This window comes from Falsibacillus albus (assembly GCF_003668575.1).
In the GTDB taxonomy this organism is placed as follows: domain Bacteria; phylum Bacillota; class Bacilli; order Bacillales; family DSM-25281; genus Falsibacillus; species Falsibacillus albus.
Genome location: NZ_RCVZ01000003.1, coordinates 418856 through 435571, shown reverse-complemented (window position 1 = coordinate 435571; position 16716 = coordinate 418856). Strand labels below are relative to the sequence as shown.

Below are 16716 nucleotides of genomic sequence, written 5' to 3'. Positions count from 1 at the left end.
CACGATGATTCCTCCGTTTCGGTAACTGGCTGGCATAGTCCCATCGACCTTAGCCCCTATAGCTTTGCGTCATTACTTTTCAGTAATTTTGCCATTTTTCGACATTTGTTAACAGGACTATAATAATAAAAAGATGTAATAAACGAAAGGGTAATTAGACCTATAATATACTGAATATTGTAATTGATTTTGGGAATTTCGTCAAATGTCGCCGTCTATTGGAAGAGAATGACGTCTGATGATGGAGCCTTTCTGCCTATCGCAAAGCAAATTAAAACCGGAACCTCCATCAGGAAGTTCCGGTTAAACTACTTATTAATCCCTGCTTGAAAGGATCCCGAAGATGCGAAGAATGCTGAGCAGCAGGTTGATAAAGTCAAGATAAAGATTCAACGCCATCAAAGGCACATCCTCTGCCCTCACACCGTAATGCTTCATGCGGTTGAAGTCGAATAGGACATATCCGCTGAACACGAGTACCCCAATGAATGAGTATACAAGCATTGCAGTAGAGCTTAACGGCCAGAAAATGTTGAACAGTCCAAGCACGACTAGCGCCAGCAGCGCCGCCATCAGAAATCCTCCCAAGAAGGAAAGATCACGCTTTGTCTTAGTGGCGTATATAGACAGTCCGCCGAAAACGACCACGGTTGTTCCAACAGCTTGAAGCACCATGTTCGCACCAATTGTCGCTAAGTAGTAGGCGATGACTGGATATAGGGTCACACCTGAAATGAACGTGAATGCATAAAGGAATGTATAGGATATCGCTTTTCTTCGTCTTAAGAAAAAGGCCACAAGCAGCATCCCGATTTCAATGATGGAAAGCGGCATGAACAGCACTGGTGGAACGAATACGCCTGCACACATTCCCAGCAAGGCAAAAGCAAGGGATATCGCAAAAGCTTTCAATACTGTCGGTAAAAATGAATGAGCAGTTTCTGTATTTGAATACATTTTCTTCACCTCTAATTTTTTAATACGTATTCAAGCAAATAAAGTTTCATTACTTTTATATCTTTCAATAGAAACAATATTATAAACAGTTTAATAAAAAAACGCCTATTTGTACATTTTCTTAAGCCCCCCCCGCTTTGGTGACAGGCACCAAAGTGGGGGGGCTGTACTTATTTATTAACATCATTGATGAATTGTATGAAGTGTTAAGTCTATTAACATATCTTCTCTATATTCTCGTAAGCGTCGTTCTTGAAAGGACATATTTTTCACCTAATGTCTTTTCCTTCAAGCAAATTTTTTTAATAAATGAAACAGATTATATAACCAATCAGAATGATGAGAATCTATTGCTAGTAGTTATGTAAAGTAATTAATAAAACATGTTTACAATTTTCTGTAATTTCTGATAGAATAGTCATACCAATAGGATTAGGATATAATTGGAAAACGCTATAAAGGAGGAAAGAATGAAACCGTATTGCTTTAAGATTGATCGTATATATAAATCTGGAGAATGGCATCCAGATCGGAATTGGTTTCTTGTATTTAAAGAAAAGCACATACCTAAAGAACTGCAGGAATTATCCATTCGAGACATCTCAGACGTCCTTCATGATCGAAAGTACGCTTTCATAAATAATTCAACATCACATAATTCAGTCATACGTATGAATAGATTACCTCTCAAACAAGAAACCCGTTTTGAAATTTGCTTCCGTCGTACGACATTCTTAAGCAAATTATTGGTAGTGTTTAATTTAGTAGAAGGATATATTTATGTCTCATCTAATAATTCTTCTCACCGGTTAACAGAGAATATCGTTTTGAGTGTATTAAGCTGCTTTTTGTTGGAAAATGAGAAATGGATCTCATTTCTATACATACCTAAAAAACCTAAACTCCCAGTTCTTGCAACCAAAAGAAAAAGAAAAGATTAACAATGGCCCTGCCCCTTTGGTGACAGGCACCATGGGGGAGGACTTTTGAAAGGAGGTGAGTTGATTACGAGGAAGAAACGGGTTTGGTTTCCAGGTGCGATTTATCATATTATAAGCAGGGGTAATAGAAAAGAACCCATATTTCGTTTTGATGAGGATTATACAATATACTTAACATTTTTGAAAAAGCGAAAAAACGCCACCCTTTTGATCTTCATGCGTATTGCCTTATGACCAATCACGTCCATTTTTTATTGGAAACAAAGGATGTACATGTTTCAAAGATCATGCATTACTTGTTATCTACCTATGCACACTATTTTAATAAAAGATACGAGTTGAATGGACATGTTTTCGAAAAAAGGTTCAGCGCTGTTTTGATTAAAGATCATCAGCATTTTGTCGATACTAGCCGTTATATTCACTTGAACCCCTATAAAGCAAAGATTTGTGATTCCCCCATCAAATACCCCTGGAGCAGCTACAAAGAATTTCTTCGTAAAGATATCAAGGACAAGAATCCCCTTATTGACACAAGACGTACACTTTCCTATTTCGGAGAAGATCCTATAACCTTCTATAAACAATATTGTGAATTTGCCAGCTTGAGCAAAGCTGACCATTCTAGGTGACAGGCACCTGGGTGCCTGTCACTTTGGGGCAGGGCTGGCTTTTATCAGGATGACTTTAGATGCTGTGAATTTTCTGCTTTCCAAACTTTTTCCGATATTTTTAGGGGATTCCAGAAATATTTTAATCTTATCTTCGATTGTAAAATCATTGATGGATAGGGAGTTCCCGTTGTTGTCCTCCAGCTTTGTTTGGCCATTGATGGCTGCAAAGCAAATGTAGCCGACTCCTACTTGATCCCCTGATTCTTCTGAGTTTGCTGCAACTGTATTTGAACAGTCCACTTTAATTTGTTTCCCTGAAACATAGTCGATTTGTCCTTCAAATGTGCTTATTTTTTCTTCGGAATATGAGCACCCGCATAAAAGAAAAGTAGAGAAGACAATCATCAGCATATATTTGAGCACTTTACTCACCTCTTTCCGGATATGATAAAACCTTTGACCAAGAGCAACAAACTTTACGAAAAGAGCCTTAATATTAGAAAAAACCAAATCGGCACTACATTTTATCCCACATTACACAAAACGACATAAAAGAATATCAAATTGTAATAAATTATCTAAATTTAACAAAAATAGTAAGATAGTCATGTTTACAAATATATTAAATTATTAAAAAATCTTAACGAAGGGGTAATAACTAGTTTACAATATTAAGATATCCTATATTTGGATATTCAAACTAAAGGGGGAAGAGGAATGTTTCGTAAAGTAGGAAAAAAGGCCGCAAGCTTTAGTCTTGCATCTGCACTTGCTGTCGGCGCATTTGCCGCACCATTCAGTACGAACTATGTGCATGCGCAGTCTGCAAACATCAAAGTACAGCTTTTAGGAATCAATGATCTTCATGGGAAAATTAACAATACATACGAGCAGGACATCAATGGAGATGGAAAGAAAGAGACGCTTGGATCTTTGGATTATTTATCAGCATACATCAAACAGCGTGAAGCTGAAAACCCTAATACGTTATTTGTCAATGCAGGTGATTCGATCGGTGCCAGTCCATTGATCTCAGCAGCTCTTCACGATGAGCCAACGATCAATATCCTTGAAGCAATGGGAATGGACGTTGGTACACTAGGAAACCACGAGTTCGATGAAGGGATTTCAGAAATGGAACGGATCGTCAACGGCGGTGAACGCACGGATGGACAAGGGACAAAAGGATATGATGGCATTGATTTCCCGGTTGTTTGTGCAAATGCATATGATAAATCGACAGGTAAATTGCTGATTGATCCGTATACAATAAAAGAAGTTGGCGGCGCCAAGATCGGTTTCATTGGAGTCGTGACACAGGAAACCCCTAGCATCATTGTGAAAACTGGAAATGAAAATCTTGAAATCACAGATGAAGCGGAAGCAATCAATAAATATGCAAAAATCCTTGAAGACCAGGGCGTAAATGCCATCGTTGTTCTTGCACACAATCCTCTGGAACAGGAAGGTGAAAACCTTGGATTCGATGCAGCAAAGATTGCCGAAAAAGTGGATGACAACGTTGATGTCATCTTTGCTGGGCACAACCATATCAAGGTAAATCGCGTAGTCGACAATAAATTGATTGTTGAAGCAGAATCTTATGGAAAAGCATTTTCGGATGTTGACGTAGAAATCGACCCGGCAACGGACGATATCGTGAAGAAATCAGCAGAAATCGTCTATACGGATCATGCAGGCATCACTCCTGATGCGGATATAACAAAATTAATCGACGAGTACAAAGCGAAGTCTGATGAAGTAGGAAATGTCGTAGTAGGTGAAACAGCTGAAGCCTTAAATGGCGGCTATGCTGAAAGAGGCCCAGTTGGAGACAACGCTTTGGGCAACATGATTGCAGATGGTATGAAAAAATCAATGGATGCCGACATTGCTTTCATGAACGGCGGCGGAATCCGTGAAGATTTAGACAAAGGGCCGGTCACATACGCTGAGTTGTTCAACATTCAGCCATTCGGAAACTACCTTGTCAAGATCAAGCTATCCGGTAAAGAAGTGAAAGAACTATTAAACAATCAAATTTCCGAGCAATACGGACCGGACTTTTCCGTTTCAGGGATCAACTATAAATGGGATCGTTCCACTCGCAAGGTTGTCAGTGTGACGATGCCGGATGGCAGCATAATAGATGATGCAAAAGAATACAGCGTCGTTTTAAACAACTTCATGTATGGCGATCCAAACAACAAAATTTCTGATTATTTCACTGGTACACCGGAAGAAGGAAAAGTGGATTTGGATGCGACGCAGGATTTTATTAAATCATTTGATAAGCCGATCGATTACCATGCTGAAAGCAGGATCCAAGAAGTTTCCAAAGTCTTCAAAGATGTTGCTATTGATAAATGGTCCAATCCATTTGTAACGGATCTTTATTATCAACATGTAACGAAAGGGACTTCAGAAGGTGTATTCTCTCCTGATTGGAAAATGACGAGGGCTCAGTTCGCTTCCATGGTCGTCAGGGCTTTAGATTTGAAATCTACTGAAGCAGCTCCATTCATGGATATGAACGATGTTTCGCCTGCGGTTCAAAATGAAATTTCAGCAGCCTTCGAGGCAGGGATCACCAATGGTACATCTGCATCCCGTTTCAGCCCGAATGCTGATATTACCCGTGCTGAAATGGTCACAATGCTCATTCGTGCATATGATTTGAAATACGGAAAAACTCCTGCGGTCATGAGTGAAGATCATTTCAATGACTTAAACGGCATTCCGGAAGAACAAATGAAAGACGTGAACCTTGCCTATGAGTTGGGAATGGTTGATGGAGTGAGCGATCAAACTTTCGAACCAACGGATTCTTCAACAAGAGCAGAAGCAGCAAAAGTCTTCTCCATGTTCTTGCATCAAAAATAATTGAATTCACAATTCAATAATCCACAGCCCCCTACTTTGGTGCCTGGCACCCAAAGTGGGGGGCTGTGCTTTTGGGTAATGATCATTTAATCAAACGTTTGAATAAATGGTGTCTTTCGTCAAAATATGATTAAATTTAAGAATTTTTTGTGACAAAAACAAATATGGTAATTTATACTAAATTTAGTCGTTTGATTAATTTCTTCCTTGAAATCAAGATATTACAAAAATAAATTAATCATATAATTTTGAAAACAGTTCTATTGACCTTCGTTTTTTCCGAAATCAACTAATTAATAAATTATTTTAGAATATTTTCGAATGAAATGGATAAGGAGCTAATTTATTGAACGTAGACTAAAAGTTTGATAGAATGGAAAATTTTTTTGTGTTAAAATTGTAGAAAATTGGCGAAAGGGGAGAAAGCGGTGAAACGGCTTTTTCTTCTGTCTATTTTTGCTATTGCAAGCTTTTGTATGTTTTCCACACAGGCTGGAGCGGCGACGTTTTCAGACGTTGGAGATACCCATCGTGCTAAGGATGAAATATATTATTTAGCCACAGGGAAAATTGCCAACGGGGAAAAGGACGGTCATTTTTATCCGGACCGACAAGTGACAAGGGCGGAAGCAGCAGCAATGATCGGCAGAACTTTACAACTGAATGGCAACCAAGTCAACACAGATTTTAGCGATGTCGGCAGCAATAACTTTGCATCAGGATATATTGAGGAAGCTGCCAAGAAAAAAATCATAACAGGCTATAATGATGGAACTTTCAAGCCTGAAAAACCAGTGGCTCGAGGCGAAATGGCCATCATGATCAGCCGTGCATTCGGCTATGGTGCAACAACGATCAATGGCGCTGCCAAACAACTGATGGACAAAGGCATCTCATCAGGAACTGCAGACGGTTCTTTTGGAACATCCCTTCCGATTATCCGATCGGATTTTTCCGTGTTCTTGGCAAGAAGCATCAATGCGGAAATGAGAATGGATGGGGAACAGCCTGATTTTTCTACAGTCAAATATGTTAACGCTGATGCACTGAATATGAGAAAAGGGCCATCTACTTTATTTGATCCAGTGACGCAAATTCCACAGAATGGACAAGTGAAAGTGGCCTATATGATTGGGAAGTGGGCGTATGTCCAATACAATCAATCAGTTGGGTTTGTACATAGCGATTTTCTATCTGACTCACAAGTGGATCAAAGCAGCTCCAATATTGCAGGAAAAACGATTGTCATTGACCCAGGCCACGGATCTCCGGACACAGGCGCATCTGGATACGGACTTCTTGAAAAAGACGTCGTATTGGATACAGGTCTGAGGGTTAAAGGCTACCTTTCACAGACACCGTTCAATGTATTAATGACACGGGAAACAGATAAGAAAATCGAATTGAGCGACCGCGTGACATTTGCGAGGGAGCACAATGCCGATATTTTTGTCAGTATCCATGCCAATTCTTATAAAGGTGATTCCTCTGGAACTGAGACTTATTATTATAGCGCAGCCTATCATAACCCTAATGTTGATGCGAGCACAGCCTTGGCAACATACATCCAGCATCGACTATTGGATTTCTGGCATTTGCCTGATAGAGGAGTAAGAAATGGTGATTTCCACGTCATCCGTGAAAATACGATGCCGGCTGTCTTGACCGAGTTAGGATTCATCGATTATAAATCGGATAACGATAAGCTGAAATCTCCTTATTGGAGACAGGAAGCTGCGAAAGCCATTTATCTGGGAATACTAGATTACTACTATCATTATAAAAATTATAATGATGTATTGCCGTTATATGATTTGCTTCAAGCGCAACCATCTACAAAATGGTATTAATCCAGTATAATCAAAAATGAGGAGTCTTATTGTAAGACTCCTTTTTTAAATTGTAGAGAAGGTGAGACGAAAACATGAAAACTATTAAAATTGTAATTGGCTTCATTCTCTTAATATCTTTTTTACCACAATTGGCTCACGCTGAAACGAGTTCCCAGAACTATCTGATACTTTTCAACAAATCAGTCGACAAGACTGAATTAAACGAGCTTCAGGTAAAAATCCAACATGAATTTTCCAAGATTCCTGCTGTGAAAGTGAAATTGACAGCAGAGCAAGCGAAAGTCATCGAACATCTCCAAAATGTGAAAAATGTACAGAAGGAACTTACATACAACATGTCTTCTCAAACGACTCCTTGGGCGTTTGGGAAAATGAATGTTACTAATCAAGTCAGGACGCAATATACAGGTAAAGGTGTAAAAGTAGCCGTTATCGATACGGGTATAGATATGACCCATCCTGATGTAAAAGCAGCAGGGGGAACGTGTGTATTGGATAGCTGTCCCCACGGATATCAGGACGACAACGGGCATGGCACCCATGTAGCTGGCATCATCGCTGCCCAAAATAATTCCATTGGAACGGTAGGGGTCGCTCCGAACGTCCAATTATACGCTGTAAAAGCATTAAATGTCGTTGGTTCAGGTACGACGACAAATATCGCCGACGGAATCGAGTGGGCGATTGAACAGCATGTGGATATAATGAATTTAAGCTTTACGACGAAAGATGATGACCCTACTTTAAGGGCCATGATCAAAAAAGCCCATGATGCAGGAATCGTGATTGTCGGTGCGGCAGGTAATGCAGGCACCACCAATGGCAGTGGGGACACGGTCCTTTATCCTGCTAAATATGATAGTGTCATAGGAGTGGCTGCACTTGATCAAAATTCAAATAGGATCGTAGAATCTTCAACAGGTTCAGAAGTTGAAGTCGCAGCCCCTGGCTACAATATTGTCAGTACCGTTCCAAAGGATGTCGATACATTTGATGGTGCACAGGATGGCTATATGCCGATGACGGGGACCTCCATGGCGGCACCATATGTGACAGGATTGCTAGCTTTATACAAAGAAAAGTTCCCGTCCTACACGAGCGCTCAGCTTCGAAACGTCCTTGATGCAAATGCTAAGGATATAGGTGCCGCGGGGAAGGATCCTCTTTACGGGTTCGGCATTGCAGGATATGGTGAAAACCCGATTTCCGAACTGCCTTCATCGGTGCGCATTGATGCCAATGAAAATGGTGAAGCGGCTTTTGCTTTTGACAAGAACAGCAGCACAAAATCAGTAGATATTTATCGAAACGGTACTGTCTTGGCTCAAAACATTTTAGATGATACTTGGAAAGATTATATTGAAAAAGGAACCTATCAATATCAGTTTGTTTTTCATCAAACTGATGGTACGGTGACAAAACAGTCTTTAAGTGTTGCGATGGGAAGTCCAGCCTTTGATGACCTGGCAGCGGATGCTTGGTATGCACCGCATATGATTTACCTTTATCACAATCAAATCTTAAATGGCGAAGGGCCGAATACGCTGCTTCCTTCCAAACAGATTACGCGTGGGGAAGCGGTGGCGTTACTTGGCCGCGCCATCGGACTGAATGGCGAGAAGCGTGCGATAGCCTTCTCGGATGTCGGAAGCCAATACTTTGCGAGCGGCTATATTCAATCGGCAAAGGAAAAAGGAATACTAAACGGATTTGAAGACGGGACATTTAAGCCGAATCAAAATGTGACAAGGGCGGAAATGGCCATCCTCCTGGCAAGGGCCTATCATCTTCAAGATTCAGCGGCAGTCGATTATTCCGATGTAAATGGCAATGTGACAGGAGAAACCGCCATCTATGAGCTTGCCAATGCCAAAATCACTGAAGGGTATCCGGATGGAAGCTTTAAACCGCATGAATACATGACACGGGCGAAATTCTCCGTCTTCCTCGCAAGAGCGGAGGACAAAGAATTTATTGGAAGATAAGGTTACTCAAGCAATATAGTGTTGTGTACAGCTCGAATGTTTGTAGACAAAAGGGACCGAGAGAATGCTCTCGGTCCCTTTTTTTATAGTTAATAAGCAGCGTGTGTTGATTTTTACTATGGGCCGATACGCTTCTTTCACTCTCTCAAATATCCTTCTCATAGGCATAAAGCGATGCTGTCATAATGTCAAAGATCGTCTTTCTGTAAGAATCTTCTACTAGCCACTATTAGAAACAACCTAGTTGCGCTCTGTTTTCACTAAATAATAAAAAGGTAAGTCTCATCGTCTGTAGTTCTTCTGAAAGTGAGCGCCCTGAATCGGAAATAGAGATTCCCGTCCTCTCTGCGGTTTCATCCTTAACAATTTATCAAATTTCCAAAGCTATTTCTAAGTTCTTCCACTTTTTCTAGTAAATTCTACCCTTTAAAACCTAATATTTATTCAATTTTCACAAAAATAAACCTATGTAACCGAAATGTAATACAATCGTAATGAAAATTGTCTAAAAAATTTGATAAGATTTTACTAGATTATAGCGAACGTTGTAGAAATTACTCGAGGTGGAAAAATGAAGAAGATAATCAAACTATTAATCCCAGCTTTATTACTGCTCTTGCTTCCATTTCATAATGCTGAAGCAGCATCAGGATCCGACATCGTAGATTATTCAAAGAAATACATAGGCGTACCATATGTTTTCGGTGGAACCAGCCCGCATGGGTTCGATTGTTCAGGATTTTTGTACTATACATACAGCCATTTCGGCATTACGCTGCCAAGGATGTCAAGCGATCAAGCGACGGTCGGTGAAAAGGTAGCGAAGGCAAATCTTCAACCTGGTGATCTTGTCTTTTTCGCAGATACATATAAAGCAGGAGTTTCACACTCTGGTATATACATAGGCAACAATCAATTTATCAGTGCAACATCAAGCAGCGGGGTTAAGATCGACTCACTAAGCAATGTGTACTGGGGACCACGATTTGTATACGGAAAGCGTCTTTCTCAAATCTCAAATGGCTTGTTCACAGATTTGCCGACAGACCATCCAGCATACGAAGCAATCAAAGTATTGAATAGCAAAAACATCATCAACGGTTTTGCAAATGATGAATTCAGACCTAATAATCCGGTGACACGCGGACAAGCTTCAGCCATCGTAAATCGAATCTTAAAGCTGAAAGCGGACGACCTTCACTCATTCCCTGATGTGGCAACTGGCTCGACATTTGCCGCTGACATCGCAGCGATTAAAGAAACAGGAATCATTCAAGGATTCCCGGACGGAACTTTCAGACCTGGTGCATATCTTTCCAGAGCCCAAATGGCGGTGATTCTGGACCGTGCCTTCAAGACGGAAGAGAAAACAGGTGTTACACAGGCAAGTAATGTCTACCAGGATGTGGCGCCAAGCAGCTGGGCATACGACGCCATCGTATCCCTATACTACCTGGATAAAACAACGATGTACAAAACAGATAATTTCCGTGGTGCATCAAATGCGACAAGGGCTGACTTCTCAGCAGCAGTCTACAATTCAAAATTTTAATGTAAAAGCGGCTTTCCCGAGAAAGCCGCTTTTTGTGTGCTTTGCGGTTGGTTTGAAGAGTGAGCTTGGTTCGTTTTGAAGTGGTAGTTCGGCGAAAATTGTGAAATATTGTCGATTGGCCGATATATGGCTCAAATCGGCTGATATTTCACAATTTTGGCCGATATATGAAAATTCCGGCTGATATCCGGTGAAAAACGGCCGATATATATATCTGTTCATTGTTTAAATGCCATGTTTAAAACAGGATTTGTTGATTTTCAGCGTTAATGGGATATTTCTTTGCGGTTTGCTAAAGAGAAATGATCATTACTGTGAGAAAACTTGCTCATTTCCAAGATAAACCATCGAACGAACCTCTTAACTACATCCGCTCAAAAGTCTATTTCACGCAGAACATCATGTTTCCAAATAAAAACAGAGGCGTCTCCTACGAGAACGCCTCTGTTTTTTCATCATCCTTCATTAAGTTCACAACCGTAGGAAGAAGTGCTTTGTTGGCACTTGCCAAGTACTCAATTTTAGAGTGGATCAGCTTTTCCAACGTTGCGTTGGCCGAAAGTCCGGATTTTTTTAAATTCTCCTGGGTGTTTAGGAGATCAATCAAGGTCAACTGCTCATAATCCCCGCCGGTAAATTCATGATCGTTATTCACTTGATACCAAAGGTCGCCGTTATCGCGGATCCAGTCGCTTCCGAGATCATCGATTGCGCCAAGGATGTTCATGGCGGTTTCATAGTACTTTTGATCATTTGTATTCCTGTATGCACGAAGCAGCATATTCAGACCGCCGAGCTCATGATTGAGCGATGCGTGGGTATGATTTTCGACTTTGACATATGGGCTATAATAATCACGGATCAAATAGCCGTTATCTACAGGAATCGTATTCCCTTTTTTGACCTGCTGAATCAGGTAATCGGCATACTGCTGAATATAGCTTTCTGAATTCCCGATCTGAAATTCTTTGCTCACATCCGATAGGAACAGTGATATATATTCATTGTGGCGAGTATCCACATATGGTGCTGTCGTTCCGTACGCCTTTTTCAGCCAAGTGCTCGTATATTCCGTCTCCCAATGAACCGTCTCCTTGTCTTCTCTGTATGTAAGCAAATCTGCATAGGAGTTCAAGGTGAGATTGTAGAAGAATCTTTCTTTCGTTCGATTATACCAATCTAGTGCTTCACGATCCTGGAATCGTCCTAAATTTCGGCCGTATCCTAGTTTCGTAAAAGGTTCGATCGACCATGGAAGTTTATTGTATGGTCCACTCTCAGTGAACCAATTATTTGTTTTGGTTGGATTGGCCAAACAAAAGGAAATCCAATCTTTTTCAATATCTGAATCCTTGAAGAGCTTTTTATCACTTAACATAAACCATGATTCCACGACATCATTTTGGCTTCCGGTAAAATCTTGGGAAATTGCATTACCTTTGGCGGCTGTCGTCTTTTCTTCAGATACGAGATTCCGCAGTTTGCTCACGTGGCCATCTTGATAGGATTTGCTCATTTCCTTCGATGTGAATGTTTTCCCCATGATCATTTCATAATCTTGATTGGAAGAGGACAGATGGTATAACCCGTCTGGATTAGAGGTCGGATCCTCTCCGAAATCTTCATGATGGGTAAGCAGCTTCTTTTTTTTGTTCCAATCAGTAAAGGTGATTCTTTTTATCGTGTTTGATCCTATTTTAATTGTTGATTCAAATGAATGCTCATTCTTTAAAAATCGCATTCTTTCAAATACCATCAAATCCTTATTTGGAAGGGTCCTTTTGGTAATCGAAAGATAGCCGATTTTTTGCCCCCACTTTTTGATCATGAAAACGGTTTGATCGTCTGTGATCCCATCATAGCTTTTGTGGTGGCTCTCTACTTTTTTATATTGGGTCCAAGGGTGATTCACTGATAATGTAAGATCTTCTTTCAGCTTAATGATACCTGGTTTTTCTTTGAAATAGTAAATCCCTGTGATGAGTGAGCAAAATAAAACGGCGGCAATGATGAGAGTCCTTTTTTTGTGAAACATGCAAAAACCTCTTTCTTTTTACAAAAGCTGTTAAACTACTTTCCCATCCTATTATAAAGGCTGAAAATGTCAAATCATAGCGAAAATTTAACGAATATGTAACAAATGCAATATTGCTTTTCAATGAGTGGATGAATAGAATTAGAGAATGATAGAAAAATATACCATTTTCAGGGGGATCTATGTTGAATAAATGGACTAGGGGTTTAATGGCTGCCGGGTTGTCGGCAGGAATTGCTGTTAGCGGGGTGAACAATATACCGCAAAATGTTTTGGCAAAAGGAAGCGAAACCTATCAAGCGGCTTCATTATTGGAGAAAAATCCATTGGTAGCAGGAAACCAATATAATAAAGATCATCAAGCTATCAGTGACGATACGCTGGTAATCAAATATACGAGGCCATTTTCTTATGGGGAGTACACAAAAGCGGGGACGCAGCTGCTTCAGGTCGTGCCTGAATTGAACTATGCAATCGTCAAGGTACTTGATAAAAGCAAGTTTCAAAATAGCATCCTTTACTTTCAAAAAAGCGCAAAAACCGTATCGGTGAAGCCAAGTGCGATGTATACTCCTCTATCAATCGGCGATCCAAAAGCGGATATTCAGTATATGCATCAAATGCTCCACACCTCTGAAGCACAAAAGCTGGCAGGAAAGAACAAGGTAGTCGTTGCAGTCGTCGACCAGGGAGTCGATCCGAATCACCCTGAATTGGCATCAAACCTCCTGCCAAGCTATAATGCCGTCAATCCAATGAATCAGGGAATGCCGGATTTTCATGGGACCCATGTGGCAGGGATCATCGCAGCGAAGAAGGATAATGGGATTGGCGGGTTTGGGATCAATCCGAATGTGAAAATCCTGTCGATCGACGTCTTCAACCGAAGCTGGGGTGCAAGTGATTTCTCCATTGCCCAAGGGATTCTGACAGCTGTGAAAAAAGGGGCGAATATTATTAACTTAAGTCTCGGCGGGCCGGTCGATTCTCCGATCATCAGGGAGGCGGTGGAAGAGGCAATCAAGAAGAATATCGTCGTTGTTGCAGCAGCAGGAAACTCTGGAGATGAAACAGTCGATTACCCTGCTGCCTACGAAGGTGTGATCAGCGTAGGATCCGTTAATAGCCAAAAGCAGCTATCCGACTTTTCTTCCTATGGTCCTTCCGTAGATTTAGTGGCGCCTGGTGAGGATATATACAGCACGCTTTATGACTATGAAAAAAAATCAACATTTGCGAGCATGAGCGGGACATCAATGGCCGCTCCGGTCGTTTCTGGGGCTGCATCCCTGTTGTTGTCAAAATATCCGAAGCTGTCCCCTGCACAGGTGGAATATATTTTAGAGCATACGGCCGATGATTTAGGGGCAAAGGGATTTGATGTGAAATACGGGTATGGATTGATTAACCTTGTCAAAGCATTGAAATTTAATACCAAGAATATCCCTTCATTATTGAACAATAAATCAAGTGTGGCAGAAAAGATCAAGAGAGCCGTTCCGTTGAAAGGAGCTGCTGTCGAGAAAGGGGCGTTTGTAAAACCTTTCGATGAGAAGCTTTATAAGATGGATGTAAAAGAAGGGCAGCAAATCCAAGTGAATTTGAGCTGCTCACAGCAATATGATTATAAGATGGAACTCCATTTCGTCTCGAATGATCAAGATCAGACGGTCAAGGTCAATGATGTCAGGGAAGGAAAGGAAGAAGGCAAAATGATCAAGGCGCCTTTTTCTGGGACATTGCTCATCAGTGTCAATGACGTGAATGGCCGCTATGATGATTCGAAAGCGAGAAAGTCTCAATATCAATTGAATGTATCGGTAAATAATCAAGAGTTAGAGGATGAATCCAGCCTGGAAACTCCGATTGAAGTTGAAAATCTACCATATAATAGCGCAAGCACACCATTGCATTTTTTGAAGGATGACGGCGACGATGATTATTTTCATTTAACAGTGAAGGAATCACAAATGGTCAAAGTCAATTTATCAGGTGTAGCCGGGGTGGATTCTAACCTTAGTGTGTTCACTGCAGAACAGCTTGGGCTTGGAAATGACGCGCTCCCTGATGAAGGAATGGCGGAAAAAGCAGACATGGGAATGGAAGAACATAGTATCGAACCTCTTTATTATCAAAACTCCGAAGGCATCGGTGAAGGGGAAACACTTGTTTTCCGTGCGGACCCGGATATGGATTATTATGTGAAGGCATCCAACAACCCGAATGATTATTTTGGAGGGTATGACTATTATCAAAATCCGCAAATGGAAAAGGTAGAGGCATCATCATCACTTAACCCGTATTCGCTGAAGATCGAAGGAAAGGTAGTGCCTGAAGATGAGGATGTATTTCCTTATGATGGAGCTGCTGGCGATGATGGTATGGACAATCCAGGGGAAAAAGGGTTGGCCACGCAGCGGATAAAGATAGCCTCACAATCTAATATGGAAGAAACCAATCCAGAAGCAGACTTCGTCCAGATGCTGCAAGATCAAGCGATGGATTATCAGTTAGGGGATGAAGCATCAGGATATCTTCAATCCCGGGATGATGAGGATTGGCTGCAGATCGGAGCAGATGAATCAGGGCTGTATCAATTCAATATCAATCCATCTTCAAGCGAACGTCCGCTGGTGGAAATTTATCAACTTGTTCAGCCCCATGAAGATGAAGAAGATGCAGCGCCTTATTTACAGCTGGTTGGGGAGAATGTCCGTCGGGGCTGGTCCAATGCAGAAGTTTCCCCAGTTTTATATACAGTGCTTGAACAAGGAAAACAATACTTTGTCAAAATCACATTTGACTATATCTCAGGTTCCCTGCCATTTGACGGGTATTCCATCACATCAAAGAAGGCTGCCGGTAATGTATTGGACCGATATGAATCAAATGACGAATTTCAGGATGCCAAGAACCTTCCAGGTGCTTCATTTACAGCAAACTTTGCAAAAGCCAATGATCAGGACATGTATTATTATACCGCTCAGAAAGAAGCCATCATGGGTGTGACGATTGATAGGGGAACAGCAGTGAAAAGCTTGAAGGACAAATTTCCTTCCGACTTGTTCGCTCCATTTTATGGGGTGGCAGCTGTGCTCGAGGATGTCAACAACAACCATAAGCTTGATGAAGAAGAAAACCAAACGGTCCAAGTCGTCGATCATATTACGGCGGAAGGCTTTACGTACGGCTCCGTAAAAGTGGAGAAAGGAAAGCATTATTTTGTTGTCGTATCGGGCTACCTTGACAGTGATCTGCCATTCACACTCACGCCGTATAAGTTTCATTTCAGTCCGGTAAATGAAAAGGATGAAGATAAAGGGGCTGTCATTAAAAATAATTCGTCAAACAAACCACTGAAATTAAACAAAGTAACGAGCAGATTATACACGAAGGCAGGCTATTTAAACAGCGGCGTCCCGTATGGTGACGAGGATTGGTACGGGATAGCGGTTCCGAAGAAATCCAATGTGAAAATCCGTCTAATAACCGGCATGGAGGTGGACGGTACGATTTCCATCTATCAGAATGGCAAACTGATAAAAGAAGCGGATTATTACCCATCAGGCGATGATGAAATCATATCGCTTCCACTGAATAAAGGAAGCTACCAAATCAAAGTCCGGGATGCAGCTGGGAACTCCTCGATCGATCCGTATTTGCTGAAGGTTTATTTTGGCAAGTAAGGATACGGGCTGCTGACGCAAACTGGTAAGAGGAGGAGTTTCGAGGGGAAAGGACAAAATTAGGTCCTAAAGGAATCGTATGGCACCAGTTTTCGGAAGGAAAAGACCAAATCGGGTCTCAGAGGTAGAGTGGGACCAAGTTTCGATAAAAACGAGCCAAATCGGTCTCAAAAGAAAGGTATGAGACCATCTTTCGTAGGAAAATGGCCG

10 protein-coding genes and 1 riboswitch are annotated in these 16716 nt (G+C 41.2%); of the genes, 7 read left to right on the top strand and 3 right to left on the bottom strand.

Annotated features, from left to right (window positions below; translation table 11 throughout):
- Positions 1 to 17: 17 nt before the first annotated feature.
- Positions 18 to 103, bottom strand: a riboswitch (cyclic di-GMP riboswitch).
- 212 nt (positions 104 to 315) lie between these two features.
- The gene (locus D9X91_RS07005; protein ID WP_121679861.1) at positions 316 to 957 is read right to left on the bottom strand and encodes a Bax inhibitor-1/YccA family protein; all 642 of its coding nucleotides are present in this window, start codon (positions 955 to 957) and stop codon (positions 316 to 318) included.
- A 470-nt stretch (positions 958 to 1427) separates the two neighbouring features.
- On the opposite strand from D9X91_RS07005, the gene D9X91_RS07000 reads away from it, so the two are divergent.
- The gene (locus D9X91_RS07000) at positions 1428 to 1898 is read left to right on the top strand and encodes a hypothetical protein (RefSeq protein ID WP_121679860.1); all 471 of its coding nucleotides are present in this window, start codon (positions 1428 to 1430) and stop codon (positions 1896 to 1898) included.
- Between the two features lie 167 nt (positions 1899 to 2065).
- A complete protein-coding gene (locus D9X91_RS06995) occupies positions 2066 to 2530 on the top strand; it encodes a transposase (RefSeq protein ID WP_325050504.1) in 465 nt (154 codons plus the stop codon).
- Positions 2531 to 2548: 18 nt separating this feature from the next.
- Here D9X91_RS06995 and D9X91_RS06990 read toward each other — a convergent pair whose 3' ends face one another.
- A complete protein-coding gene (locus D9X91_RS06990; protein ID WP_121679859.1) occupies positions 2549 to 2935 on the bottom strand; it encodes a hypothetical protein in 387 nt (128 codons plus the stop codon).
- 294 nt (positions 2936 to 3229) lie between these two features.
- Between D9X91_RS06990 and D9X91_RS06985 the strand changes: the two genes are divergently transcribed.
- The 4 genes from D9X91_RS06985 (at position 3230) to D9X91_RS06970 (ending at position 10785) form a co-directional block, all read left to right on the top strand.
- Positions 3230 to 5395: a 5'-nucleotidase C-terminal domain-containing protein gene (locus tag D9X91_RS06985; RefSeq protein WP_121679858.1), complete on the top strand. Its 2166-nt coding sequence runs from the start codon at positions 3230 to 3232 to the stop codon at positions 5393 to 5395.
- A gap of 428 nt (positions 5396 to 5823) precedes the next feature.
- Positions 5824 to 7245, top strand: coding sequence for an N-acetylmuramoyl-L-alanine amidase (locus D9X91_RS06980; protein WP_233569717.1), 1422 nt, complete (start codon positions 5824 to 5826; stop codon positions 7243 to 7245).
- 74 nt (positions 7246 to 7319) lie between these two features.
- A complete protein-coding gene (locus tag D9X91_RS06975) occupies positions 7320 to 9233 on the top strand; it encodes a S8 family peptidase (protein ID WP_121679857.1) in 1914 nt (637 codons plus the stop codon).
- A 571-nt stretch (positions 9234 to 9804) separates the two neighbouring features.
- Entirely contained in the window at positions 9805 to 10785 is a 981-nt protein-coding gene (locus D9X91_RS06970; protein ID WP_121679856.1) for a C40 family peptidase, read from the top strand.
- A gap of 430 nt (positions 10786 to 11215) precedes the next feature.
- Here D9X91_RS06970 and D9X91_RS06965 read toward each other — a convergent pair whose 3' ends face one another.
- Complete coding sequence (locus tag D9X91_RS06965) at positions 11216 to 12820, bottom strand: hypothetical protein (protein WP_121679855.1); 1605 nt, start codon at positions 12818 to 12820, stop codon at positions 11216 to 11218.
- A 185-nt stretch (positions 12821 to 13005) separates the two neighbouring features.
- On the opposite strand from D9X91_RS06965, the gene D9X91_RS06960 reads away from it, so the two are divergent.
- Positions 13006 to 16506 (top strand): S8 family peptidase, encoded by a 3501-nt coding sequence (locus D9X91_RS06960; protein ID WP_158598254.1) that lies wholly within the window; start codon positions 13006 to 13008, stop codon positions 16504 to 16506.
- Positions 16507 to 16716 lie beyond the last annotated feature (210 nt).